16 protein-coding genes and 3 tRNA genes are annotated in these 25,559 nt (G+C 62.1%); 14 read left to right on the forward strand and 5 right to left on the reverse strand.

The window, feature by feature from the left end; all coding sequences use genetic code 11:
- Positions 1-134: 134 nt before the first annotated feature.
- The 3 genes from JAB4_RS15295 to JAB4_RS15305 all read left to right on the forward strand — a co-directional run bounded on the left by JAB4_RS15295 (position 135) and on the right by JAB4_RS15305 (position 4,651).
- Positions 135-1,298 carry an efflux RND transporter periplasmic adaptor subunit gene (locus JAB4_RS15295; RefSeq protein ID WP_083287094.1) on the forward strand — a complete coding sequence of 388 codons (1,164 nt, stop codon included), beginning with the start codon at positions 135-137 and terminating at the stop codon, positions 1,296-1,298.
- On the forward strand, positions 1,295-4,393 hold the full coding sequence (locus JAB4_RS15300) for an efflux RND transporter permease subunit (protein WP_070218669.1): 3,099 nt from the start codon (positions 1,295-1,297) through the stop codon (positions 4,391-4,393). Before JAB4_RS15295 ends, JAB4_RS15300 begins: the two co-directional genes overlap by 4 nt.
- 175 nt (positions 4,394-4,568) lie before the next feature.
- Positions 4,569-4,651, forward strand: a tRNA-Leu gene (locus tag JAB4_RS15305).
- 60 nt (positions 4,652-4,711) lie between these two features.
- On the opposite strand, the gene JAB4_RS15310 is transcribed toward JAB4_RS15305, so the two are convergent.
- Positions 4,712-6,283, reverse strand: coding sequence for a hypothetical protein (locus JAB4_RS15310; protein WP_139143621.1), 1,572 nt, complete (start codon positions 6,281-6,283; stop codon positions 4,712-4,714).
- Positions 6,246-6,428, reverse strand: a complete 183-nt coding sequence (locus tag JAB4_RS15315; RefSeq protein ID WP_070218671.1) for a hypothetical protein — start codon at positions 6,426-6,428, stop codon at positions 6,246-6,248. The genes JAB4_RS15310 and JAB4_RS15315 overlap by 38 nt, the downstream gene beginning before the upstream one ends.
- Before the next feature lie 599 nt (positions 6,429-7,027).
- Between JAB4_RS15315 and tig the strand changes: the two genes are divergently transcribed.
- The 8 genes from tig to JAB4_RS15355 all read left to right on the forward strand — a co-directional run bounded on the left by tig (position 7,028) and on the right by JAB4_RS15355 (position 16,333).
- Complete coding sequence (gene tig, locus JAB4_RS15320; RefSeq protein ID WP_046685568.1) at positions 7,028-8,368, forward strand: trigger factor; 1,341 nt, start codon at positions 7,028-7,030, stop codon at positions 8,366-8,368.
- Between the two features lie 76 nt (positions 8,369-8,444).
- Positions 8,445-9,071, forward strand: coding sequence for an ATP-dependent Clp endopeptidase proteolytic subunit ClpP (gene clpP, locus JAB4_RS15325; protein ID WP_034787300.1), 627 nt, complete (start codon positions 8,445-8,447; stop codon positions 9,069-9,071).
- Positions 9,072-9,270: 199 nt separating this feature from the next.
- Complete coding sequence (gene clpX, locus JAB4_RS15330) at positions 9,271-10,539, forward strand: ATP-dependent Clp protease ATP-binding subunit ClpX (protein WP_010398446.1); 1,269 nt, start codon at positions 9,271-9,273, stop codon at positions 10,537-10,539.
- Positions 10,540-10,815: 276 nt separating this feature from the next.
- The gene (lon, locus tag JAB4_RS15335) at positions 10,816-13,227 is read left to right on the forward strand and encodes an endopeptidase La (RefSeq protein ID WP_034751007.1); all 2,412 of its coding nucleotides are present in this window, start codon (positions 10,816-10,818) and stop codon (positions 13,225-13,227) included.
- A 204-nt stretch (positions 13,228-13,431) separates the two neighbouring features.
- Positions 13,432-13,704 carry an HU family DNA-binding protein gene (locus JAB4_RS15340; protein WP_010398442.1) on the forward strand — a complete coding sequence of 91 codons (273 nt, stop codon included), beginning with the start codon at positions 13,432-13,434 and terminating at the stop codon, positions 13,702-13,704.
- Positions 13,705-13,829: 125 nt separating this feature from the next.
- Positions 13,830-13,906 (forward strand) — tRNA-Asp (locus JAB4_RS15345).
- A 17-nt stretch (positions 13,907-13,923) separates the two neighbouring features.
- Positions 13,924-14,000 (forward strand) — tRNA-Asp (locus tag JAB4_RS15350).
- A gap of 410 nt (positions 14,001-14,410) precedes the next feature.
- Positions 14,411-16,333, forward strand: coding sequence for a SurA N-terminal domain-containing protein (locus JAB4_RS15355; protein ID WP_070218861.1), 1,923 nt, complete (start codon positions 14,411-14,413; stop codon positions 16,331-16,333).
- 167 nt (positions 16,334-16,500) lie between these two features.
- On the opposite strand, the gene JAB4_RS15360 is transcribed toward JAB4_RS15355, so the two are convergent.
- Positions 16,501-17,133, reverse strand: a complete 633-nt coding sequence (locus tag JAB4_RS15360) for an arylesterase (RefSeq protein ID WP_070218862.1) — start codon at positions 17,131-17,133, stop codon at positions 16,501-16,503.
- 169 nt (positions 17,134-17,302) lie between these two features.
- Here JAB4_RS15360 and JAB4_RS15365 point away from each other — a divergent pair, with 169 nt between their 5' ends.
- Entirely contained in the window at positions 17,303-17,950 is a 648-nt protein-coding gene (locus tag JAB4_RS15365) for an ABC transporter ATP-binding protein (protein ID WP_070218863.1), read from the forward strand.
- A gap of 119 nt (positions 17,951-18,069) precedes the next feature.
- On the opposite strand, the gene JAB4_RS15370 is transcribed toward JAB4_RS15365, so the two are convergent.
- Positions 18,070-19,614, reverse strand: a complete 1,545-nt coding sequence (locus tag JAB4_RS15370; protein ID WP_139143622.1) for an NAD(P)H-hydrate dehydratase — start codon at positions 19,612-19,614, stop codon at positions 18,070-18,072.
- 132 nt (positions 19,615-19,746) lie between these two features.
- Here JAB4_RS15370 and JAB4_RS15375 point away from each other — a divergent pair, with 132 nt between their 5' ends.
- Positions 19,747-23,319, forward strand: coding sequence for a hydantoinase B/oxoprolinase family protein (locus tag JAB4_RS15375; protein WP_070218673.1), 3,573 nt, complete (start codon positions 19,747-19,749; stop codon positions 23,317-23,319).
- Here JAB4_RS15375 and JAB4_RS15380 read toward each other — a convergent pair.
- Positions 23,301-24,254, reverse strand: a complete 954-nt coding sequence (locus JAB4_RS15380) for an AraC family transcriptional regulator (protein WP_070218674.1) — start codon at positions 24,252-24,254, stop codon at positions 23,301-23,303. The two genes, JAB4_RS15375 and JAB4_RS15380, sit on opposite strands and share 19 nt — an antisense overlap.
- 178 nt (positions 24,255-24,432) lie before the next feature.
- Here JAB4_RS15380 and JAB4_RS15385 point away from each other — a divergent pair, with 178 nt between their 5' ends.
- A complete protein-coding gene (locus JAB4_RS15385; RefSeq protein ID WP_070218675.1) occupies positions 24,433-25,479 on the forward strand; it encodes an NAD(P)-dependent alcohol dehydrogenase in 1,047 nt (348 codons plus the stop codon).
- Positions 25,480-25,559 lie beyond the last annotated feature (80 nt).

Here is a 25,559-nt window from a genome sequence, read left to right on the forward strand (position 1 = left end):
CTCCGCTACGACCAAACTGATATTGTCACAAATTTAAGGATATCGCGTGCGAAAAAGTTTGGCTTGGCCCAAAGGACAGGCAAAAAGTTTCTCCGCATAAAAATATTGCAGCCCGCATAGTAAAGGAAAATACCTTGTTTGCCCTGAAAACCCTGCGCCGCGAGACCGGCGCATCCGCACTTCCTGCCTTGCGGCTGATTGCCGCCGCGGCCCTTTCGACTACCTTGGCGGCCTGTTCCAAGCCTGCCGTCAAAGTGGAAGACGTGCGTCCCGTCCGTGCCATCGTGTTGTCTAGTAGTAATGTTGACGTGAGTGCCGAGCTGTCGGGCGAAGTCGTGCCCCGCGTCGTATCGCAGCTGGGTTTCCGCGTGGGCGGCAAGATCGTCGCGCGCAAGGTCGACGTGGGCGCCAGCGTCAAGAAGGGGCAAGTGCTGATGCAACTCGATCCTGTCGACTTGCAGCTGTCGCAGGCGCAGGCCAAGGCTTCGCTGGTGAGCGCGGAAACGAACCGCGACCTGGCGCGCGCGGAATTGAAGCGCTACCAGGACTTGCGCGAGAAAAATTTCGTCAGCCAGGCCGTGCTCGATGGCAAGGACGCCACCTACAAGGCGGCGCAGGCAAACGTGGAAGCGGCGCAAGCCCTGTACCGGGGCCAGGCGAACCAGTCCGGCTATGCCAGCCTGCTGGCCGATGCGGACGGCGTCGTCACGCGCATCGATGCGGAAGTAGGGCAGGTGGTGGCGCCCGGTGCGCCCGTCGTGGTGGTGGCCAAGAGCGGCGAGAAGGAAGTGGTGATCGGCATTCCTGAAGACAAGGTAGAAACCTTGCGCAGTGTCAAGGATGTGGTCGTGCGTCTGTGGGCCGACCCGAAGCAGGCGCTGCCGGGCAAGATCCGCGAAGTGTCGCCCGTGGCCGATGCGGCCACGCGCACCTATACTGCCAAGGTGAGCATCCCGGACGCGCCGCAAGTGCGCCTGGGCATGACGGCCGTCGTGCAGTTCGCTTCGCAGACGGCCACGCCGCAGATCAAGGTGCCGCTGACGGCCCTGTTCAATGAAAAGTCGCAAAGCTCCGTCTGGGTGGTGGAAAACGGCGCCGTGAAGCTCGTGCCGGTGACGGTGGGCGGCGTGGCGGGCAATGAGTTGCTGCTGGCCTCGGGCGTGAAAGCGGGGCAGACGGTGGTCACGGCCGGCGTCAACCTGCTCAAGCCTGGCCAGAAAGTGACCATCCTCGGCGCCGAACTGGCCAGCAAGCCGGATGTCGCCGCTGCCGCCGTCAGCGTGGGTGCGGCCAAATGAAGGGCGGCTTCAATCTGTCGCGCTGGGCCCTCGAACACATCCCGCTGACGCGCTACCTGATGGCCGTGCTGCTGATCGGCGGCATGCTCAGCTACGCCAACCTGGGTCAGGATGAGGATCCGCCGTTCACCTTCCGCGCCATGGTCCTGCAAGCGTACTGGCCCGGCGCCACGGCGCTGCAGATGGCCGAGCAGGTGACGGACAAGCTGGAAAAGAAACTGCAGGAAACGCCCTACATCGACGAGATCACCAGCTATTCGAAGCCGGGCGAAACCTTGATCCTGCTGGAGCTGCGCGAATCGGCGCCGCCCAAGGAAACGGCGGCCGCCTGGTACCAGGTGCGCAAGAAGATCGGCGACATCAAGGGCACCTTGCCGGCCGGCGTGGTGGGCCCGTTCTTCAACGACGAGTTCGGCGACACCTACGGCTCCATCTTCGCCCTGTCCGGCGACGGTTTTACCTATGCCGAAATGAAGGATTACGCGGACAAGGTGCGCCAGGAACTGCTGGCCGTGGGGCAGGTGTCGAAAGTGGAACTGTTCGGTGTGCAGGATGAAAAGATTAATATTATCTTTTCGCACAAGAAATTTGCCCAGCTGGGCATTCCTTTCGACGCCATCGTGCAGCAATTGTCCGAGCAAAACAGCATCAACGCCACGGGCGTGCTGGTGACGCCGACGGATAACCTGCAAGTGCGCGTGACGGGCGCCATGCTGACCGTCAAGGACCTGGAAAATCTGGAATTGCGCGCCAACGGCACCACCTTCCGCCTCGGCGACTTTGCCACGGTGAAACGTGAATTCGTCGATCCGCCCAAAGACAAGATGCGTTTCAATGGCAAGGAAGTGATCGGCCTGGGCGTATCGATGGAAAAGGGCGGCAACATCATCGACATGGGCAAGGCCCTGCAGGCAACCGTCACGCGCATGAAGGGCGAATTGCCGGTTGGCATAGAATTGCAGCGCGTGTCGAACCAGCCGGAAGCCGTGTCCGCTTCCGTGGGCGAGTTCGTGCATACCCTGATCGAAGCCATTCTGATCGTGCTGGCCGTCAGCTTTGTCGCGCTGGGCTTGCACACGAAGCCGCTGCGCATCGACGTGCGCCCGGGCCTGGTGGTGGCGCTGACCATTCCGCTGGTGCTGGCCGTCACCTTCCTGTTCATGCGCCTGCTCGACATCGACTTGCACAAGATCTCGCTGGGCGCCCTGATCATCGCGCTGGGCTTGCTGGTCGACGACGCCATCATCGCCGTCGAGATGATGGTGCGCAAGATGGAAGAGGGCATGTCCCGCTTCGATGCGGCCACGTTCGCCTATACGTCCACGGCCATGCCCATGCTGACGGGCACCCTGATCACGGTGGCGGGCTTCTTGCCCATCGGCCTGGCCAAGTCGGCCGCCGGTGAATACACGTTCTCTTTGTTCTCCGTCAATGCGCTGGCCCTGATCATCTCGTGGGTGGTGGCGGTCGTCTTCACGCCCTATATCGGCTACATCTTGCTGAAGGTGAAACCGCACGCGCATAACGACCATGAATTGTTCGACACGCCGAACTTCCGCCGTTTCCGCCGCGCCGTCACCTGGTGCGTGGAATGGCGCAAGACGACGATTGCCGCCACCCTGGCCATCTTTGCGCTGGGTATCTACGGCTTTAACTTTATCGAAAAGCAATTCTTCCCCGATTCCAGCCGTCCGGAGCTGATGGTGGAACTGTGGTCGCCCGAAGGCACGACGTTTGCTGCTAACGAGAAACAGGTGAAGAAATTCGAGGCCTTCGTGGGCAAGCTCGACGGCGTGGAAAGCGTCACCAGCTACGTGGGCACGGGTAGTCCCCGTTTCTACTTGCCGCTCGATCAGATCTTCCCGCAGACCAACGTGTCGCAAGTGGTGGTCTTGCCGAAGAGCCTGGCCGACCGCGAACGCTTGCGCCAGCAAATCGTCGACGTCTTCAAGAAAGATTTCCCGGAAGTGCGGGGCCGGGTGAAACTGTTGCCGAACGGGCCGCCGGTGCCGTATCCCGTGCAATTTCGCGTCATGGGGCCGGAGGTGGCCGGTGTGCGGGCCATTGCCGACCAGGTCAAGGACATTATGCGCGCCAATCCGAACACCCTGGGCGTGAACGATAACTGGAACGAATCGGTGAAAGTGCTGCGCCTGGACCTGGATCAGGACAAGATGCGTGCGCTGGGCGTTACCTCGAAAACGGTGATGCAGGCGGCCAATACAATTCTGTCGGGCACGGTCATCGGCCAGTTCCGCGAAGACAACAAGCTGATCGATATCCAGGTACGCCAGCCTTTGGCCGAACGGGCGACGATTTCCGTGCTGAATGACACGAATATCCCGACGGCGACGGGCAAGTCCGTGCCCATCTCGCAGCTGGCCCGCGCGCATTTTGTATGGGAACCGGGTGTGGTCTGGCGTGACAAGCGCGAATGGGCCATTACCGTGCAGTCCGACGTGATCGACGGCATCCAGGGCGCCACCGTGTCGACGCAACTGGCGCCGCAGCTCGATGCCTTGCGCGCCAAAATGCCGGCCGGTTACCGCATCGTCGTGAAAGGCGTGGCGGCCGACAGCGGCGAGGCGGAAGCGTCGATCTCGGCGAACTTGCCGCTGGCCATTTTCATCATCTTCACCTTGCTGATGCTGCAACTACACAGTTTCTCGCGTTCCTTGCTGGTCTTCCTGACGGGGCCGCTGGGCGTGGCGGGTGCCGCGTTTGCCTTGCTGGCGCTGGGCCGGCCACTTGGTTTCGTGGCCAACCTGGGCATCATCGCGCTGTTCGGCATGATCATCCGCAACTCGGTGATCCTTGTCGACCAGATCGAGCAAGACATCAATGACGGTTCGACGCCATGGGACGCCATCATCGACTCGGCCGTGCGCCGCTGCCGACCCATCGTGCTGACGGCCGCCGCCGCGGCGCTGGCCATGATCCCGCTGTCGCGTTCGGTCTTCTGGGGACCGATGGCGGTCGCCATCATGGGGGGATTGATCCTGGCAACGGCCTTGACCTTGCTGTTCCTGCCGGCCCTGTATGCGGCCTGGTTCCGGGTCAAGAAGCCGGAGCCTGCGACCGCAAAAGAGGGCTAGTAGGCAACGCCAAGGTGCAGTCATAAAAAAGGCGGCATCCCTCTGGGAAATCCAGTAGAATGCCGCCTTTGCTTTACCGAGGGCTTGCTCTATCAGTCCACGGTAGCCAGATCGCCCACGAGTTGTTAAAATCAGGGGCAGCAGCCTGTTGCAAGTAGCACAAAGTAGTACAAATGCGGATGTGGTGGAATTGGTAGACACGCTGGTCTTAGAAGCCAGTGCTTCGGCTTGGGAGTTCGAGTCTCCCCATCCGCACCAATCCGGGTTGTTCCAGCCCGGAAGTGCAGCACCATCAAAATTTTCCCTGAACTAATTTCATCAGCCCAGTGCGCCGAGTGCGCCCAGTTGCCTGCTCGACTGCTGCACCATCTGCGCAATCAGTGCCTGCGCCTGCGGGTAGCCGCTTCTTTCCATTAATTTATCATCTTCAGTCAGCGGCCAAAGTGCCTGCAAGACGCGCTGCCGTGCCTGCGGCCAGTTGTACTCCTGCGCATGGGTTGACTGCGGTGCTTCCTGATCCAGCAGGTACAGCGCCTCGCGCGTCATCGCCACCTCTTGCTGCGCCTGGGCGGCCAGCGTGTCGCTGCGGGGCGGCGGCTGCCGCGCGAGGAAAGTGTCGAGCTTGCGGCTCTGGCGTTCGTACAGGTCGAGCAGCAGGTGCAAGGTGGCGCCGCCGGGCCGCCGTTGCGTGTCGAGTGCGTCGAGCACGTCCAGCAGCCAATGCGTCATCTGGCGCCCGGCCAATCCCAGTTCCGGCCAGGTGGTGCTGTGCAATTGTTCGCCCAGGTAGCGGGCGCGGTCGATGGCGCGCCGGCTGCCGCTCATGTGCTGGCCGATGGGGCCGTACTGTGGCGCCAGCGCCGCTTCCTGCCGCTCGGCCAGCAGGCACAGCAACGCCAGGTGGACATATACATGAAAGGCGGCCAGGGTGCGATGGGCATCCCAATAGTGATTGCCATCGTTATCGGGCGCATTCCACAGTGAGCAGACCTTGGCGCCGTCGTCGCGCGCATAGTCGGGCGCCAGCAGGCTGTGGCCGTGGCGGAAGTCGTACAGTTTCTGGTGCAGCGACTCGTGCAGCAAGTGTTCGGCCAGCCACCAGGGGTTGCCGATCAGCTCCTGGTTCAGGAACACGCTGCCATTGACGCGAAATTGCGAGCTGGACGCCTTGCCGCGCCACGTGCCCAGCTTGGGAAACAGGGCGATCAATTGCACGTGAGACAGCGCGCTGGCCGTCAGGCGGGGCAGCAGGGTTTCCAGCAAGCCTAGCCCGCGGCGCAGCAGCGCCCGTTCCTGCGGCGTAGGGGTGGCCAGCGGCGCGCCGTAGTTATCGTCCATCACGGCAAGAAAGGCGCGCGCATACGGCGTGCCTTCCTGCCAGGCATGCCATATGCAGGTGTCACATTCGGTGTCCGCGTCTTCCATGGTGCGCCCCTCGTGCAAGCGTGCCACGGGCGGCAGATGGGCCACCAGCGGGCCGCCGGGCAGGCCCGCGTCCAGGTGCTCGCTGGCCGCCTGGAACAGTGCCGCGCATTGCGGCAGGGGCAGTCCGTACTCGTCACCCAAGTGCAGCTGGCGCATGGCGTGCTGGACGGCGCAGCGCAGCACCGTGTCGCCCAGTAACTGGCGTTGGCGCGCGGGCTGCGCCGTATCGAGCGCGCCGGCCAGCCGTTCGGCCTCGGGCAGGGTGCCGCCCAGCTTGTGCAGGCGCCGCCGGTAGGCGACGGCCAGCTGGTCGCGGATGTAGCCGCTGTCGCCAAAGGCGCGGTGGGTCACCAGCGCCGTTTCCACGGCGGCCAGCACGTCCGCATCCGGTGGAGCGGCTCGCAGGGTAGGCGCAGCCACTGCCGGGTCAGGCGACGGTAGGGTGGTCGTGGTCGTGGTGGCCATCGCCCTTCATGCGCAATTCCATTTCATCGACTTCCGTCTGGATTTTTTGCAGATCGTCGTCCGTGACGCCGTCGAGCAGGCGGCTGAGGACCATTTGCAGCTTGGCTTTGGCATTGCTGGAGTTGCTGGATGTGCTATCGCTCATGATGTTTTCTCCTTTAAATTCACTTGGAGAGGGGATGCGCGGCTTAGGTTTGCCTGAAAAATGGCCAAATTGAGGTAAATCAAAGGTTTTTTGGCCGAAATCTTCGCCAGGAGCGCATTTCTTTGTTTCGGACGGGGCGCCAGTTCGCATATACTAATGAACGAAGCAGGCTGGAAAGCCTGTCTCTGGCGAAATAAAGAATGCCGGGGCAAGAGTAAAGACAGGGCCATCCAGGCTGTAGCGATTCGTTCGCCGCCGCCGGTATCCTCTGTGGCGCGGCTGCAAAGCCAGCCACTTTCCCGAAGTCCTTTGTTATAATGCCACGCTTTACCGAATGATGGCCGGCCCTGCATTTACTGAGAAGCAGGGTTGGACGCTCGGAGCCCTGTCGCAGTACTGGAAGCGGCGGATTGTTTGGTGCCTGGTGCGGGTTTTCCCCTCCGCCGGGTAGACCAGGTCCATCGTCCTGTTTTCAGTGCTTTTACAGATGAATATGCGAGCGAGTGAAGCTGGACCCATGTCTTGCGCCAGTGATGGCGCAAGGGGTCGGGTCTTCTTTTCTCGCACCAACAGTGTTTATTTTTTGGACGATTTTTTACATGGCAACTGCAGTCGAAACCTTGGGCAAACTCGAACGTCGTATCACGATCTCCTTCCCGCTGACGGACGTCCGCACGGAAGTTGAGAAGCGCCTGAAAGTGCAAGCCCGTACGGCTAAGGCACCGGGCTTCCGTCCGGGCAAAGTGCCGTTGAAAATGGTCGCAGCACAATACGGCTACCAAATTGAATCCGAAGTGCTGAATGACAAAGTCGGCCGCGCGTTCAACGACGCCGCCAACGAAAACAATCTGCGCGTGGCCGGTTTCCCGAACATCGTGCCGAAAGAAGAAGCCGCCGAAGGCCAGCTGGCTTTCGACGCCACGTTCGAAGTGTATCCGGAAGTCGCTATCGGCGACCTGACGGCCGTTGAAATCGAAACCGTGCAAGCCGACGTGTCGGAAGCCGAAATCGACAAGACCATCGACATCCTGCGCAAGCAGCGCGTGCATTTCCACACCAAGGGCGAAGCTGGCGAACACGGCGACGGCGGTGAGGCTATCGCTGCCAACGGCGACCGCGTGACCGTCGACTTCGTCGGCTCGATCGACGGTGTTGAATTCCCAGGCGGCAAAGCTGAAGGCTACGCTTTCGTGCTGGGCGAAGGCCGCATGCTGCCGGAATTCGAAGCAGCGACCCTGGGCCTGAAAGTAGGCGAGTCGAAGACTTTCCCGTTGTCGTTCCCAGAGGACTACCACGGTAAAGACGTTGCCGGCAAAACCGCTTCGTTCACCATCACGCTGCAAAAGCTGGAATGGGCGCACCTGCCGGAAGTCGATGCCGAATTCGCCAAATCGCTGGGCGTTGCCGACGGCGACCTGGCCAAAATGCGCGAAGACATCAAAGTCAACCTGCAGCGCGAAGTCGCTGGCCGCGTAAAAGCACGCAACAAGGAAGCCGTCATGGACGCGCTGATCAAAGTTGCTGAGCTGGAAGTGCCAAAAACCCTGATCGCTCAGGATTCCGAGCGCCTGGCCGAAATGACCCGCCAGGACATGGCGCAGCGCGGCATGAACGTCAAGGACGTGCCTTTCCCAGCAGAACTGTTCGCGGAAAAAGCCGAGCGTCGCGTACGCCTGGGCCTGATCCTGTCGCAACTGGTGGGCGACAACAACCTGCAGGCTACGCCTGAGCAAGTCAAGGCGCAGATCGAAGACTTCGCCCAAAGCTACGAAGATCCGCGCGAAGTGCTGAAGTACTACTACAGCGACCGTCGTCGTCTGGGTGAGATCGAAGCCCTTGTATTGGAAGAAAACGTCGTCACTTACGTGTTGGGCCTGTCGAAAGTCACGACGAAAGCAGTTGCTTTCGACGAACTGATGGGAAGCAACGCACAAGCGTAAACCAGTTGGTATCCGGATGCCGCTCCCGGCCGTCAGGCCGGGGCGGCGCCCTCTAACTGCTTCACAAGGAAATGAAATGACAGGTATGAACCGTAATCCGGCGCTGGACACAGAGATGCTCGGCCTGGTGCCGATGGTGGTGGAACAAAGCGGTCGCGGCGAGCGCTCGTATGATATTTACTCGCGCCTGCTGAAGGAACGCTTGATTTTCATGGTCGGCCCGGTCAATGACCAGATGGCCAACCTGGTTGTCGCCCAGCTGCTGTTCCTGGAAAGCGAAAATCCGGAAAAGGAAATCTCGCTCTACATCAACTCGCCAGGTGGTTCGGTCTCGGCCGGCATGGCCATCTACGACACCATGCAGTTCATCAAGCCGGACGTCTCGACCCTGTGCACGGGCATGGCTGCTTCGATGGGCGCTTTCCTGCTGGCCGCTGGCGCCAAGGGCAAGCGTTTCTCGCTGCCGAACTCGCGCATCATGATTCACCAGCCGTCCGGTGGTTCGCAAGGCATGGCGTCCGACATCGAGATCCAGGCGAAGGAAATCCTTTACCTGCGCACCCGCTTGAACGGCATCATGGCCGAGCGCACGGGCCAGACGATCGAACAGATCGCCAAGGACACCGACCGCGACCGTTTCATGTCCGCCGACGAGGCCGTTGAGTATGGTTTGATCGACAAAGTGTTGACCAGCCGCGCTTGATGAGCCCCTACCGGTATTGCTAAGCAAGTAAGTAAACGCCCGGGCGATCAAACGTTCGGGCGTTTCGCTTTTATTTCGGGTAGCATGGAGCTTGTGCACGTTGTTGACTTGCGCCATGGGTAGCTGCCTTTCCGGCAACTACCGCACTCCGGCTTGCGATTTTGCAATATTGTTAATGCAGTTCCAACCAAAATGCCTTATGTCAGACAAAAAATCCTCTAGCGGCGAAAAATTACTGTATTGCTCGTTCTGCGGCAAAAGCCAGCACGAGGTGAAGAAACTCATCGCCGGCCCGTCCGTGTTCATTTGCGACGAGTGCATCGACCTGTGCAACGACATCATCCGTGATGAAACGTCGAGCATCGAGACGGTGACCGGCACCAAATCCGACCTGCCGACGCCGCAAGAAATTGCCGCCTTGCTCGATCAGTACGTGATCGGCCAGCAGACTGCCAAGCGCATCCTGTCGGTGGCGGTGTACAACCATTACAAGCGCCTCAAGCACCTGGGCAAGAAAGACGACATCGAACTGGCCAAGAGCAACATCTTGCTGGTCGGTCCTACCGGCTCGGGCAAGACCCTGCTGGCACAGACCCTGGCGCGCATGCTCAACGTGCCGTTCGTGATCGCCGACGCCACCACCCTGACCGAAGCCGGTTACGTGGGCGAGGACGTGGAAAACATCATCCAGAAGCTGCTGCAAAGCTGCAACTATGACGTCGAGAAAGCCCAGCGCGGCATCGTCTACATCGATGAAATCGACAAGATTTCGCGCAAGTCCGACAATCCGTCCATCACGCGCGACGTGTCGGGCGAGGGCGTGCAGCAAGCCTTGTTGAAACTCATCGAAGGCACGATGGCTTCCGTGCCGCCACAAGGCGGCCGCAAGCACCCGAACCAGGATTTCGTGCAGATCGACACGACCAACATCATGTTCATCTGCGGCGGCGCCTTTGACGGCCTGTCGAAAGTGATCGCCAACCGTTCCGAGAAGAGCGGCATCGGTTTCTCGGCCACGGTGCGCAGCAAGTCGCAAAGCTCGGCCAGCGAACTGATGTTGCAAGCGGAACCGGAAGATCTGGTCAAGTTCGGCCTGATCCCGGAACTGGTCGGCCGTCTGCCCGTCATCGCCACCCTGGCGGAATTGACGGAAGAGGCGCTGATCCAGATCCTCGTCGAGCCGAAGAATGCGCTGATCAAGCAGTATTCGAAGCTGCTCGAGATGGAAGGCGCGGAACTGGAGATTCGTCCGGCCGCCCTGCATGCGATCGCCAAGAAGGCGCTGGCGCGCAAGACCGGTGCCCGTGGCCTGCGTTCCATCCTGGAACATGCTTTGCTGGACGTCATGTACGAACTGCCGAGCGAACAAAATGTGGTGAAGGTCGTCATCGACGAAAATACCATCACCAGTGGCGCCAAACCTTTGTTGATTTATCAAGAGACTGCCAAGGCCTCCGGAGAAAATTGATTACTGCCGAGACAAATGCATAAAAAGGATTTTGATTCCTTAATGCATGGCAGTACAATTTAAATCAATGAGTGCAGGCTTCAATCGGAAAGCCACTCGCGGCGCTTAGCTGCGCGTGGCTTTTTTACTGTGAAAACTGCATTTATTACCGTCATGCGGGTGTGTTTTGCGAAATAGACAGAAAAATGTTTGTTTCACAGAATTATTTATTCTCGCCGGTCTTGTGTTTTGGCAGCGAGCGCCAACATCGTAAACACGCTTTCTATAAGGTACGCCATGACAACTTCCAAATTAACTGAGCAAACTCAACTGCCGTTATTGCCGTTGCGGGATGTCGTCGTTTTCCCGCATATGGTGATACCGCTGTTCGTTGGCCGTCCAAAGTCGATCAAGGCGCTGGAAGCTGCGATGGAGCAGGGCAAGAGCATCATGCTTGCCGCTCAAAAAGCAGCCGCGAAGGACGAGCCGTCTCCTTCGGATATCTATGAAATTGGCTGTGTTGCCAATATTCTGCAAATGCTGAAGCTGCCCGATGGCACCGTGAAGGTGCTGGTCGAAGGCGCGCAGCGTGCCCGTATCAACCACATCAGCGATGCGCCGACGCACTTTATCGCCGACCTGACGCCGCTCGAGTCCGAGCCTGGCGACGAGTCGGAAGTCGAAGCCATGCGCCGCGCGATCGTGCAGCAGTTCGACCAGTACGTCAAACTGAACAAAAAGATCCCGCCCGAAATCCTGGCATCCTTGTCGGGCATCGACGATGCCGGCCGCCTGGCCGACACGGTGGCCGCGCATCTGCCCCTGAAACTGGAGCAAAAACAAGTCATCCTGGAAATTTTCAGCGTGGCCAAGCGCCTCGAGCACCTGCTGGGCCAGCTGGAAGGCGAGCTCGACATCCTGCAGGTGGAAAAACGCATCCGCGGCAGAGTCAAGCGCCAGATGGAAAAGTCGCAGCGCGAGTACTATCTGAACGAGCAGGTCAAGGCGATCCAGAAAGAACTGGGCGAGGGCGAAGATGGCGCCGACCTCGACGAGCTGGAGAAAAAAGTCGCTTCGGCCAAGATGCCGAAGGAAGCGCTCGACAAGGCCACCAACGAGCTGAAGAAGCTGAAACTGATGTCGCCGATGTCGGCCGAAGCCACCGTTGTGCGCAATTACATCGACACCCTCGTCAACTTGCCTTGGAAAAAGAAATCCAAGGTCAATAACGACTTGTCGAATGCGGAAAAAGTGCTCGAAGGCGACCACTACGGCCTCGACAAGGTCAAGGAACGCATCCTGGAATACCTCGCGGTGCAACAGCGCGTCGACAAGCTCAAAGCGCCTATCCTGTGCTTCGTCGGTCCTCCGGGCGTCGGCAAGACCTCGCTGGGCCAGTCCATCGCCCGCGCGACGAACCGCAAGTTCGTGCGCATGGCCCTGGGCGGCGTGCGCGACGAAGCCGAGATCCGCGGCCACCGCCGCACTTATATCGGCTCGATGCCGGGCAAGATCCTGCAATCGCTGTCGAAAGTCGGCGTGCGCAATCCTTTGTTCCTGCTCGATGAAGTCGACAAGATGGGCGCCGATTTCCGCGGCGATCCTTCGTCGGCCCTGCTGGAAGTGTTGGACCCGGAACAGAACCACACGTTCTCCGACCATTACATCGAAGTCGATTTCGACCTCTCCGACGTGATGTTCGTGGCCACGTCGAACTCGTACAACATTCCGCCAGCCTTGCTTGACCGCATGGAAGTGATCCGTCTGTCCGGTTACACGGAAGATGAAAAGACCAGCATCGCGCAGCGTTACCTGCTGCCGAAGCAGATCAAGAACAATGGCTTGAAGGAAGAGGAAATCTCGGTGGCCGAGTCGGCCTTGCGCGACATCATCCGCTACTACACGCGGGAAGCCGGTGTGCGTTCGCTCGAGCGTGAAGTGTCGAAGATCTGCCGCAAGGTGGTCAAGATGCTGCTGCTGAAGAAATCCGACAAGAAAGTCATCGTCAACTCGAAGAACCTGGACAAGTTCCTCGGCGTGCGCCGCTATGATTTCGGTGTCGCAGAGAAAGAAAACCAGGTGGGCCAGGTGGTCGGTCTGGCATGGACGGAAGTGGGCGGCGATCTGCTGACCATCGAAGCCGTGTCGATGCCGGGCAAGGGCGGCATCATCCGCACGGGTACGCTGGGCGACGTCATGAAAGAGTCGATCGAGGCAGCCCGCACGGTGGTGCGCAGCCGGGCACAGCGCCTGGGCATCAAGGCGGACGTGTTCGAGAAGAGCGACATCCACATCCACGTGCCGGAAGGCGCGACACCGAAGGACGGTCCTTCGGCTGGCGCGGCCATGACGGTGGCGATGGTCTCGGTCTTCACGGGCATTCCCGTGCGCGCCGACGTGGCGATGACGGGCGAGATCACCTTGCGCGGCGAAGTGTTGCCGATCGGCGGCCTGAAGGAAAAGCTGCTGGCGGCCCATCGCGGCGGCATCAAGACGGTCCTGATTCCAGAGCAAAACGTGAAAGACCTGGCCGACATTCCGGACAACGTCAAGAACAAGCTCGAGATCGTACCCGTGCGCTGGATCGACAAAGTGCTGGAAATCGCCCTCGAACGCATGCCTGAAGCGTTGGCGGACGTCGCTGCGGTGGAGGCTGTCACGGCCGCCGCGGCCAAGCCTGACGCGGCCGGCGAGGTAGTAAAACACTAACGTTTTACCCCTGTTTTCCCCAAACAAGCGCTTTTAGAGCGCTTGTTTTATATTGAAACGTGAATTGCGCCCCCAAAGCGCTTGACACATATACAGTGTGGCTTGTTTAATACGCCTGCACATTTTTTTCGCCGGACAGCTGTGGTGCCAAAAGTGCCGCAACGATACGGTAAACGTTTTATACCTTTGTAATTGGGGATGCTAGTGAACAAGACTGAATTGATCGACCACATTGCTGAAAAAGCTGACATTTCCAAAGCCGCCGCTGCGCGCGCACTCGACGCTGTTATCGGCGGCGTGACGGAAACTTTGAAAAACAACGACAGCGTAACGCTGGTTGGTTTTGGCACTTTCTCGGTCAGCGAACGCGCTGAACGTACCGGCCGCAATCCGCGTACCAAAGAAGCGATCACGATCGAAGCAGCAAAAGTTCCAAAATTTAAAGCTGGTAAAGCTTTGAAGGATGCTGTAAACTAACGGACTTCGGTGAGGTGACAATCACCGGAAACATTTGGCGGCGCCTTCGGGTGCCGCGATTTCAAGGTTGACGTTCTGCGAATTGCAGCCTTGAATGCAAATGCAAGCAGTACTGTGTATTTTTCGGAGTGGTAGTTCAGTTGGTTAGAATGCCGGCCTGTCACGTCGGAGGTCGCGGGTTCGAGTCCCGTCCGCTCCGCCAAAAAAATACGCTCTTAAGGAGTGGTAGTTCAGTTGGTTAGAATACCGGCCTGTCACGTCGGGGGTCGCGGGTTCGAGTCCCGTCCGCTCCGCCAGAATATAGAAGCCCGCGCTGCTGAATAAGTAGCGCGGGTTTTTCTTTTTCAGCGCCAGATTATCTCGGTGCGACGTCTTTTAGAATCCCTTCCTGCCGTTTTGAATAAAACGCACCTCGATTTAAATCCGCTTTAAGCTGCGCCCGGTTTAATGCCTGCCCTGGCGCCTTGCCGTTCAGGCGGCGCCAGGGCAGGGCGCGCGCCCTGATTTACCCTTGCTATAGCGCTATGGGCATTGTAGAATCAGGAGATAATGGCTTGGGCGTCAGAATCCTGCTTTAGTTCCAGCGCCAAGTTGTTGAATCTAAAGGGGAAGTGGACATCTGTCCCGTCCATTCCGCCGAAGAAATCAAGGCGAACGCATGTTCGCCTTTTTTTATAGTGATCCACTCATCCCGAATTGGCTGACCATGTTTGAATTTATTCGTACCCATCGACGCTTGATGCAGTTTCTTCTGATGCTGGTCATCGTCCCGTCTTTTGCACTGGTCGGTATCAGCGGCTACCAAAGCTTCGGCGATGGCGCGAACACCATCGCCAAGGTCGGCGACCAGGTCGTTACGCAGCAGCAATATGAAGAAGCGCAACGCCAGCAGATCGACCGCTACCGCCAGATGATGGGCGAGCAGTTCGACCAGAAAATGTTTGACACGCCGGAAGCCCGCAAGAGCATCCTCGACAACCTGATCGCCGAGCGTGCCGTGGCCGCCGAAGTGGGCCGTAGCCGCCTGGTCATCAGCGATGCCGTGCTGCAAAAGGAAGTGCTGGAAATTCCAGGCTTGACCTTGCCGGACGGTAAATTCGACCTGGAACGCTACAAGGCCATGCTGGCCGCCCAAGGCATGTCCCCACAGCAATACGATGCGCGCCGCCGCAGCGACCTGGCCCTGCAGCAACTGGTCGGCGCCGTGCAAGGCACGGCCTTCGCCCCGAACACCGTGTCCAAGCGCCTGTCCGACATCACCTCGGAAGAGCGTGAAGTGCAGGAACTGCTGTTGCCGATCGCCCAGTACGTGCCGGAAGTCAAAGTGACGGACGCCATGATCAAGGCCTTCTATGACAAGAACAGCAAGTTCTTCGAAATCCCGGAACAAGCCAAGATCGAATACGTCGTGCTGGACGACAGCGCTGCGGGCGAGCAAGTCGACGTTAGCGACGCTGACGTGACTGCCTACTACGCGAAGAACCAGAAAGCCTACACGACGCCAGAAGCGCGTCAGGCCAGCCACATCCTGGTCGCCGTCAAGAAAGACGCATCGGCCGCTGACAAGGCCGCCGCCAAGGCCAAGGCCGAAGCGATCCTGGCGGAAGTACGCAAGGCGCCTGCCAGCTTCGCCGCCGTGGCGAAAGCCAAGTCGGAAGATCCGGCATCCGCCGAACAGGGCGGCGATCTGGGCGTGATCGGCAAGGATGGCTTGCCGGCACCGCTGCTGAGCGCTGTCGCGAAACTCAAGCAAGGCGAAATCAGCGATGTCGTCGCTTCCGATTTCGGCTACCACATCCTGACGATCACCTCGCTCAAGCCGCAGCACGTGCGTGCGCTCGATGAAGTACGCGGCGAAATCACGGCCGACCTGCGCAAGCAATTTGCCGCCAAGAAGTATTCGGAAATGGCTACCGTCTTTACCGAGACTGTGTATGACCAATCGGACAGCCTGAAACCGGTGGCCGACAAGCTGAAGCTGAAAGTGGAAACCGCCGCCAACCTGTCGCGCACGCCGTCGCCGGCACTGGGCAAGGCGCCGTTCAACAACGCCAAGTTCCTCACCGCCATCTTCTCGAACGACTCGCTGAAAGACAAGCGCAACACGGAAGCCGTCACCGTCGCGCCGAACGTGCTGATCGCCGGCCGCGTGGTGGAATTCAAGCCCGCCTCGAAGCGTCCGCTGGCCGAAGTCGAAGCGATGATCCGTCAGCGCGTGACCATGGAAGAAGCGGAAAAGCTGGCCAAGAAAGCGGGCGAGACCAAGCTGGCCGCCTTGAAAGCCTCGGGTGATGCGAGCGGTTTCGGCGCAGCGCAATGGGTGTCGCGCAGCAAGCTGGACGGTATCAACCGCGCCGCCATCGCGCAAGTCATGAAGGCGGACACGAGCAAGCTGCCAGCGTACGTGGGCGTGGACTTGCCAGCCCTGGGTTACGGCATCTACCGCATCGCCAAGGTGCAGCAGCCGGCGCAAGTGGACGCGGCGCGCCGCCAGCAAGAGAAAGACCAGATCAGCGGCATCCTGGCGCAACAGGAAATGTTCGACTACGTCGAATACCTGAAAGCCAAGGCCAAGGTGAAGATCGTCAAACCGGTCACCGCACCAGCGGCCCCAGCGCCGGCACCGTAAGATTTAGTTTCCATGCATAAAAATAGCCGCTCTTGAGCGGCTATTTTTTTGTCTGTGAGTCGGGAACTTTATTTAACCCACCGGCGTAAGACTGGGGTCGGACCCTCAGGGTCCGACCCCGGCAGTTCGGCCTTCGGGGTGAAAATTGAGTGAGCTTATGAACCGGCTTACTTCGCCCCCAGCAACGGCGCCAGCCGCGGCCAGATATTTTTCAAAATGGTCGGGTGCGCCTGCGCATTCGGGTGCATGCGGTCGGCCTGGAACAGCTGCGGCTGGTCGGCGATGCCCTCGAACATGAAGGGCACGAGCGGCGCCTTCCATTCCTTGGCCAGCTTGCCGTACACGCCATAAAACTGCTCGCCGTAAGCGCGGCCATAGTTGGGCGGCATGCGCATGCCCACCAGCACGACCTGCGCCCCCGTCTTTTTCACGGCGTCGCCCATGGCGCGCAGATTCGCTTCGGCGGCCGCCACGGGCAAGCCGCGCAAGCCGTCGTTGGCGCCCAGTTCGATCAGCACGACGTCGGGCTGGTGCTTGGCCAGCAGGGCGGGCAGGCGCGCGCGGCCGCCGCTGGTGGTCTCGCCGCTGATGCTGGCGTTGACGATGCGCGTATCGTTCTTTTGCGCTTGCAGCCGCTGTTCCAGCAGCGCCACCCAGCCAGTACCGCGTGCCAGCCCATACTCGGCCGAGAGGCTATCGCCGAGCACCAGCAGCGTTTTTGGTGCAGAATAGGCGTTCGCCATGCCTGACACCAGCAGCAGGGCTGCCGCAGGAAGCAGGGACAGCGTGCGCCGCCGCATGCGGCTGCCGCCCTTGACACTTATTTGTTCACGAAATTTTTTAAGATAGATCAGCATGCCCGAATTCCCTAAAGCGACTTCCACCAGTTTTCTCCCGTCCGACGCGGCGGCCCAGCGGCCCGCCGCACTCAACAGTCAAAACAGCCAAAATGCCCGGCCGGCCATCGAAGTGGTCCAGCTGGCCAAGCGCGTACCCGATGCCGATGGTGAGCTGACCATCCTGCATCAGGTCGATTTTACCGTGCAAACGGCGGAGACGCTGGCCATCGTCGGCGCCTCCGGTTCCGGCAAGTCGACGTTGCTCGGCTTGCTGGCGGGACTGGACACGCCCAGCGACGGCAAGGTGGTGCTTGACGGCACCGATATCTTCGCCCTCGACGAAGACGGCCGCGCCGGTTTCCGCAAGGAAAAGCTCGGTTTCGTGTTCCAGTCGTTCCAGCTGCTGGCACACCTGACGGCGCTGGAAAACGTTATGCTGCCGCTGGAATTGCGGGGCGACCCCGATGCGAAGGAAAAGGCGCAAGCCATGCTGGGCCGCGTCAACCTGGGCAGCCGCTTGAAACACTATCCGAAATACCTGTCCGGCGGCGAGCAGCAGCGCGTGGCGCTGGCGCGCGCGTTTGTGACGGAGCCGCCGCTGCTGTTCGCCGACGAGCCGACGGGCAGCCTGGACGCCGCCACGGGCGAGGCCGTGATCCAGCTGATGTTCGAGCTGAACCGCGAACGGGGTTCGACCCTGGTGCTGGTCACGCACGACAGCTCGATCGCGGCCCGTTGCGGGCGCACCATCACGATTGCGGCGGGCAGGCTGGTGTGATTGCTGGTGGTGATTGTCGGATTACGCGCTGCGCGCTAATCCGACCTACCCGACCTACCCGACTTCCGGGCCGTAGGTTGGATTAGCGCAGCGTAATCCAACGCCACCACACCGCATGCCTATGCCGACAAGGCATTGATCAACCTGCGTATCGCCGGGATCAATTCCCCCGCCGTCAAGCCGATCGGGCCGCTGCCTGCCGCCACCAGCGCATCGGCCGCCGCGCCGTGCAGCCAGACGGCGCCGAGCGCCGCTTCCCATTCCGGCCAGCCCTGGGCCAGCAGGCTGCCGCACAGGCCGGACAGCACGTCGCCCGTGCCGGCCGTCGCCAGGGCGGGGCCGCCCGTGTTGTTGACGACCACCTGGCCATCGGGCGCGGCGATCACCGTGCCCGACCCTTTCAATACGACGATCACGCCCAGCTGCGTGGCCAGCTGGCGCGCCGCGCCCAGGCGGTCGGCCTGCACCTCGGCTACTGTCATGTCGAGCAGCCGGGCCGCTTCCAGCGGATGCGGCGTCAATATCGTCGCGCCCGCGCCCGTGCGCACGGCCAGCGCCGATTGCAGCTCCGGTTCGGCCGCCATCAGGTTCAGCGCATCGGCATCGAGCAGCAGCGGGCTGTCGCTGTCAATGGCACGCTGCAGCAGTTCCACCGTATCGGCGTCGTCGCCCAGGCCCGGCCCCGCCACCAGCGCGGCAAAGTGCAGGCCCGAGAAATCCACGTCTTCGGCGCGGCGGCACATCAGTTCAGGCTGGCCGCTGTCGAAGGCGGGCGGTGCATCGGGAAACGCGATGTAGACTCTTCCCGCGCCCGCATGCAGGGCCGTGCGGGCCGCCAGGATGGGCGCGCCGGCCATGCCTTGCGCGCCGCCGATGACGGCCACGCTGCCGTAGCTGCCCTTGTGCGTATTTTGCCGGCGCGGCTGCAACTGGCGCGCGAACAGGTGCAGGCCGCCCAGCTGGGCCCTGGCTTCGGGCAGCAGGGACGGATCGATGGCCAGCGCCGCCACTTCCACTTCGCCCGCGTAGTCGCGGCCATTCGCCGTGTGCAGGCCCGGCTTGTCGCCGATGAAGGTGAGCGTGTGCGTGGCGCGGATGGCGACGCCGTCGATGGCGCCCGTGTCCGCGTGCAGGCCGCTGGGCACGTCGAGGGCCAGCACGGGGCAATCGAGATTGTTGACCAGCTGCGCCATGTCGCGGCATTCGCCTTCCAGGGGGCGCGACGCGCCGATGCCGAACAGGCCATCGATGACCAGGTCCCACGGCGCGGCGCCCACGGCGGCCGAGGCCATGCTGGTCGTCGCTTCCATGCAGCGCGCGGCGCTGTTGCGGGCGCGGCTCAGGGCCTGTTCGCGTTCGGGCGACGTGGCCGGTGCTTCGGGCGCCAGCCAGACGAGCACCTCGAGGCCGCTGCCGGCCAGGTGCGCGGCCGCTTCCAGCGCATCGCCGCCATTGTCGCCGGGGCCGGCCAGCACCAGCACGCGCCGGTGGCCCGTCTCGTCGCCATCCTCCTGCGCGTGCAGCAGCTTCAGGGCGGCGCTGGCGGCGGCCTGGCCCGCGCGCTGCATCAGCAGTCCTTGCGGCAGGTCGCGCATGGCCGCTTGTTCGATGGCGCGCAGTTCGGCGATGGCGTACAGCGGTGTTGCAGAGTCGATCAGGGTCATGGAGCACATTCCGTTAGTCAGCATGTCTTCAACATAAGGCCGAAGCGGGCGAAAGGCAAGGCGCGCACGCCTGAAACGCGTCCCTGTTTGGCGGCTACAATAGCCATCTCACATAAGCACGGGGGCAGGACGATGGACTGGCAATTCTGGATCGACCGGGGCGGCACTTTTACCGACATCGTGGCGCGCCGTCCTGACGGCAGCCTGGCCACGCATAAACTGCTGTCGGAGAACCCGGGCCAGTATCGCGATGCGGCGCTGGCCGGCATGCGCCAGCTGATGGGCCTTGCGTCCGGCGCGCCGCTGCCCGTGGAACAGGTGGGCGCCATCAAGATGGGCACGACGGTGGCGACCAATGCACTGCTCGAACGCAAGGGCGAGCCCACCGTGCTGGCCATCACGCGCGGTTTTCGCGACGCCTTGCGCATCGCCTACCAGAACCGCCCGCAGCTGTTCGCGCGCCAGATCATCCTGCCGCAACTGCTGTACGGCGACGTGATCGAGATCGATGAACGCCTGGGCGCCCATGGCGAGGTGGTGACGCCGCTCGACGAGTCGTCCGCGCGTACGGCGCTGGCACACGCGCATGCGCGCGGCGTGCGCGCCATCGCCATCGTGCTGATGCACGGCTACCGCCACCATGCGCACGAGGCGCGGCTGGCGCAGCTGGCGCGCGAGGCCGGCTTTACGCAGGTGTCCGTGTCGCACGAGGTCAGCCCCATGATGAAACTGGTGGCGCGCGGCGACACCACCGTCGTTGACGCCTATCTGTCGCCGATCCTGCGCCGCTACGTCGACCAGCTGGCGATGGAGCTGCCCGGCGTGCACCTGCAATTCATGCAATCGAACGGCGGCTTGACGGATGCGCGCGCCTTCCAGGGCAAGGACAGCATTTTGTCCGGCCCCGCCGGCGGCATCGTCGGCATGGTGCGCGCCAGCGCGCTGGCCGGCTTCGATAAAGTCATCGGCTTCGACATGGGCGGCACGTCCACCGACGTGTCCCATTACGCGGGCGAGTTCGAGCGCGTGTTCGAGACGCAGATCGCCGGCGTGCGCATGCGCGCTCCGATGATGAGCATCCACACGGTGGCCGCAGGCGGCGGCTCCATCCTGCATTTCGACGGCGCCCGCTACAAGGTGGGACCGGACAGCGCGGGCGCCAATCCCGGCCCCGCCAGCTACCGGCGCGGCGGCCCGCTGGCCGTCACCGACTGCAACGTCATGCTGGGCAAGCTGCAGCCCGCCTTCTTCCCCCGTGTCTTCGGCCCCGACGCGAACGAAGCGCTCGACGCGGCCACCGTGCGCGCCCAGTTCGAAGCGCTGGCGCGCACGGTGGACTCGACGCCGGAACAGGTGGCCGAAGGCTACGTCGCCATCGCCGTGGGCAATATGGCCAACGCCATCAAGCAGATTTCCGTGCAGCGGGGTCACGACGTCACCGACTATACGCTCACCAGCTTTGGCGGCGCGGGCGGCCAGCATGCCTGCCTCGTGGCCGACGCGCTGGGCATGCGCACGGTCTTCATCCACCGCCTGGCGGGCGTGATGTCGGCCTACGGCATGGGCCTGGCCGACCAGAGCGCCATGCGCGAACGGGCCATCGAGGCGGCCCTGGGCGTGGACCTGGCGCGCCATTTCGAGACCTTGGGCGCGCAGGCGCGCGACGATTTGCTGCGCCAGGGCGTGGAAGGGGAGCGCATCGCGCTCGTGCATCGCGTGCACCTGCGCTACGAAGGCACGGATACGGCCCTCGTCGTGCTGTTCGACACGGCCGCCGGCATGCAGGCGCAGTTCGAAGCGGCCTACAAAAAACGTTTTTCCTTTTTGATGCCGGCGCGCGCCCTGATCGTCGAAGCCATTTCCGTGGAAGCCATCGGCGCGTCCGATGCACCGGAACCGGCCGCGCCCGCATATGCGCCCCGTGAAGGCGCTCTGGCGCCCGTGCAGACGGTGGCCATGTACTGCGCCGGCGCCTGGCGCGACAGCGGCCTGTATGGGGCGGACAGCCTGCGTCCCGGCGATACTATCGACGGCCCGGCCATCGTCAGCGACGCCAATGCGACCACCGTCATCGAACCTGGCTGGCGCGCTGACGTCACGGCGCACGGCCATTTGATCTTGCGCAGAGTCGTCGCCGTGCCGGAGCGTGTCGCCATCGGGACCAATGCCGACCCCGTGATGCTGGAAATTTTCAACAACCTGTTCATGTCGATCGCCGAGCAGATGGGCCTGCGCCTGCAGAACACGGCCCATTCCGTCAACATCAAGGAGCGGCTCGATTTCAGCTGCGCCATCTTCGACGCCCAGGGCCGCCTGATCGCCAACGCGCCGCACATGCCCGTGCACCTCGGTTCCATGGGCGAGAGCATCCGCACCGTCATGACGCGCAATGCGGGCGCCATGCGGCCCGGCGACGTCTTCATGCTGAACGACCCGTATCACGGCGGCACGCATTTGCCCGACGTGACGGTCATTTCCCCCGTGTTTGACGAAGCGGGCGACGCCATCCTGTTCTATGTCGGTTCGCGCGGCCACCATGCCGATATCGGCGGCACCACACCCGGCTCCATGCCGCCCGATTCCACGCGCATCGAGGAAGAGGGCGTCCTGATCGACAATTTCAAGCTGGTCGACGGCGCCACGGGCGTGATGCGCGAAGATGCAACCCTGGCCCTGCTGGCGGGCGCCAGCTGGCCCGCCCGCAATCCGCAGCAAAACCTGGCCGACCTGCGCGCCCAGGTGGCGGCCAACCAGAAGGGGGCCGACGAACTGCATAACATGGTCGCGCATTTCGGCTTGCCTGTCGTGCAAGCCTACATGGGCCACGTGCAGGACAATGCCGAGGAAGCCGTGCGCCGGGTCATCACCACTTTGAAGGATGGCAGCTACGCGCTGGACCTGGATAACGGCGCGCGCGTCCAGGTGGCGATCAAGGTGGACGTGGCGCAGCGCAGCGCCGTCATCGACTTCACGGGGACGTCCGTCCAGCTGCCGAACAATTTCAATGCGCCGTCCGCCGTCTGCATGGCGGCCGTGCTGTACGTGTTCCGCACCCTCGTCGACGACGAGATTCCCCTGAATGCGGGCTGCCTGAAGCCATTGACCGTGATCATTCCGTCCGGCTCCATGCTCAATCCGCAGTATCCGGCCTCCGTCGTCTCGGGCAACGTGGAAACCTCGACCTGCATCACCAACGCCCTGTACGGCGCGCTGGGGGCGATGGCCGCCTCGCAGGGCACGATGAACAATTTCACGTTCGGCAGCGATAAGTATCAGTATTACGAGACGATATCGGGCGGCTCGGGCGCCGGTCCCGGCTTCGACGGCACGGACGTGGTGCAGACGAACATGACCAATTCGCGCCTGACGGACCCGGAAATCCTCGAGTGGCGCTTCCCCGTGCGCCTCGACAGCTACGGCATCCGCGCCGGTTCCGGCGGCGCGGGGCGCTGGCACGGCGGCAATGGCGGCGTGCGCCGGGTGCGCTTTCTGGAACCGATGACGGCGGCGATTTTGTCGAACAACCGCATTATTCCGCCGTTCGGCATGGACGGCGGCGAGGCGGGCGCGCTGGGGCGCAATTACGTCGAGCGCGCGGACGGCACGGTGGAGCCGCTCGCGCATATCGGCAAGACTGCCATGCTTCCTGGCGACGTGTTCGTCATCGAGACGCCGGGCGGCGGCGGTTACGGCAAGACGGAATAGGCCATGTCGGCACTGGCACTGGAACCGCTGAGCTGCGCGCGCACCTGGCCCACGTCGCGCATGGGCGCGCGGCCGAACTGGCGGCTGTATTCGCGGCTGAACTGCGATTCGCTGGCGTAGCCGACGCGGTAGCCGGCCGTGCCCGCGTCGATCTGCTCGACCAGCATCAAGCGCCGCGCTTCCTGCAGGCGCAGCAGCTTCTGGTACTGCATCGGCGTCATGGCCGTGATCGCCTTGAAGTGGTGGTGCAGCGACGACATGCTCATGTTCGCCATGCCGGCCAGGTGCTCGATGCGCAGCGGTTCGCAATAATTGTGCTTGATCCAGTCGATGGCTTGCCCCACCTGGTGCGACTGGCTGCTGGCCAGCGCCATGTGGCGCAGGCGCGCGCCGACAGGACCATTGAGCAGGCGGTAGGTCAGCTCGCGGCGGATCAATGGCGCCAGCGTGGCGATTTCTCCCGGCTTGTCGAGCAGGCGCACGAGGCGCAGCATGGCGTCGAGCAGCTCGGCCGACACGTCGCTGACGGAAATGCCGCGCGTGGCAGGCAGGATTTTCTGCTGCGCCGCGTTTTCGCTGCTGCTTTCGCTATCGAGCAGCGCGGCCACGTCGGCGATGTCGATCCCCAACACCACGCACAGATGCGGCTTGTCCACGCTCGCTTCCACCACGCGCACCTGCACCGGCAGGTCGACGGAGGTCAGCAGATACTGCATGCGGCTGTAGTGGAAGGTTTCGCTGCCCAGGGTGACGTCCTTCGCCCCTTGCGCGATGATGGCCACGCTGGGGCGCGCCGCATGGAACAGCGATTCCGTGACGGACGACTGGCGGTGGAAGGTCAGGTTGCCGATGGCCGTCGTGAAGTCGCCCGTGCGCGACGCGTGGCGGATGATCAGGGCGGCGATTTCATCTTGCGGAGTAAGTGGCGTGGGCATGGAGGTCAGTATGCGTGAGGCGAGGGAGGGTAGGGGCTGATCTTACGCAGATTTGGAGGATCGTGCAAAGGTCTTGCAGGATCGCGGTAACGGCGGACGGGCATCTCGGGCACACTTGTGCAATCGCATGCACGGCACGCGTCACCCCTCGCCACACATTACAGATACAGGAGTTTTCATGACCACCATCGCCAAAGGCTACGCCGCACTGGGCCCGACTTCCGCACTGCAACCGTTCACGTTCGAGCGCCGCGCCCCGCGCGAAGACGACGTGGCCATCTCGATCAAATACTGCGGCGTGTGCCATTCCGACATCCACCAGGCGCGCGACGAATGGGGCGGTGCCGCCTTCCCCATGGTGCCCGGCCATGAAATCGCGGGCGTCGTCACGGCCGTCGGCGCCAATGTGAGCAAGTTCAAGGTGGGCGACCACGTGGGCGTGGGCTGCTTCGTCGATTCCTGCACCACCTGCAAAACGCGCAACGTGGATCTGGAGCAGTACATGCCAGGCCTGATCCAGACCTACAACGGCCTGGAAGCGGACGGCAAGACGGCCACGCAGGGCGGCTACTCGGACAGCATCGTCGTCAAGGAAGGTTATGTGCTGTCGATTCCCGACAACCTGCCGCTGGACGCGGCCGCGCCGCTGCTGTGCGCCGGCATCACGCTGTATTCGCCGCTGAACCACTGGAAGGCCGGCCCCGGCAAGCAGGTCGCCATCCTGGGCATGGGTGGCCTGGGCCACATGGGCGTCAAGATCGCCCACGCCATGGGCGCCGAAGTGACGGTGCTGAGCCAGACTCTGTCGAAGCGCGAAGACGGCCTGCGCCTGGGCGCCGACCATTACTACGCCACCAACGACGCGGAAACCTTCAGCAAGCTGGCCGGCACCTTCGATCTGATCATTTGCACGGTGGGCGCGGCCATCGACTGGAACCAGTACATCAACTTGCTGAAAGTCGATGGCAACATGGTCATCGTCGGCATCCCGGATGGCGCCGTGCCGCCCGTGAACGCCTTCGGCCTGGTGGGTGCGCGCCGCAGCCTGTCCGGCTCCATGATCGGTTCGATCAAGGAAACCCAGGAAATGCTCGATTTCTGCGGCAAGCACAATATCGTGTCCGACATCGAGATCATTCGCATCCAGGATATCAATGAGGCGTTTGAGCGCGTGGTCAAGAGCGACGTCAGGTATCGTTTCGTCATCGATATGGCATCCCTGTAACACCCGGCCCGCCTGTGTTTGTTGGATTACGCGCTTTGCGCTAATCCAACCTACGCCTGTCCAGCGGTCCGGTTCGTCTG

The organism is Janthinobacterium sp. HH102 (assembly GCF_001758625.2).
Lineage (GTDB): Bacteria > Pseudomonadota > Gammaproteobacteria > Burkholderiales > Burkholderiaceae_D > Janthinobacterium.

Excerpts from the sequence above, each read along its gene's own strand:
- JAB4_RS15385 (WP_070218675.1), top strand. The coding sequence starts at position 24,433 with ATGACCACCATCGCCAAAGGCTACGCCGCACTGGGCCCGACTTCCGCA.
- JAB4_RS15360 (WP_070218862.1), bottom strand. The coding sequence starts at position 17,133 with ATGCGGCGGCGCACGCTGTCCCTGCTTCCTGCGGCAGCCCTGCTGCTG.
- JAB4_RS15380 (WP_070218674.1), bottom strand. The coding sequence starts at position 24,254 with ATGCCCACGCCACTTACTCCGCAAGATGAAATCGCCGCCCTGATCATC.
- JAB4_RS15370 (WP_139143622.1), bottom strand. The coding sequence starts at position 19,614 with ATGACCCTGATCGACTCTGCAACACCGCTGTACGCCATCGCCGAACTG.
- JAB4_RS15310 (WP_139143621.1), bottom strand. The coding sequence starts at position 6,283 with ATGGCCACCACGACCACGACCACCCTACCGTCGCCTGACCCGGCAGTG.
- JAB4_RS15300 (WP_070218669.1), top strand. The coding sequence starts at position 1,295 with ATGAAGGGCGGCTTCAATCTGTCGCGCTGGGCCCTCGAACACATCCCG.
- JAB4_RS15355 (WP_070218861.1), top strand. The coding sequence starts at position 14,411 with ATGTTTGAATTTATTCGTACCCATCGACGCTTGATGCAGTTTCTTCTG.
- JAB4_RS15315 (WP_070218671.1), bottom strand. The coding sequence starts at position 6,428 with ATGAGCGATAGCACATCCAGCAACTCCAGCAATGCCAAAGCCAAGCTG.
- tig (WP_046685568.1), top strand. The coding sequence starts at position 7,028 with ATGGCAACTGCAGTCGAAACCTTGGGCAAACTCGAACGTCGTATCACG.
- clpP (WP_034787300.1), top strand. The coding sequence starts at position 8,445 with ATGACAGGTATGAACCGTAATCCGGCGCTGGACACAGAGATGCTCGGC.
- lon (WP_034751007.1), top strand. The coding sequence starts at position 10,816 with ATGACAACTTCCAAATTAACTGAGCAAACTCAACTGCCGTTATTGCCG.
- clpX (WP_010398446.1), top strand. The coding sequence starts at position 9,271 with ATGTCAGACAAAAAATCCTCTAGCGGCGAAAAATTACTGTATTGCTCG.
- JAB4_RS15375 (WP_070218673.1), top strand. The coding sequence starts at position 19,747 with ATGGACTGGCAATTCTGGATCGACCGGGGCGGCACTTTTACCGACATC.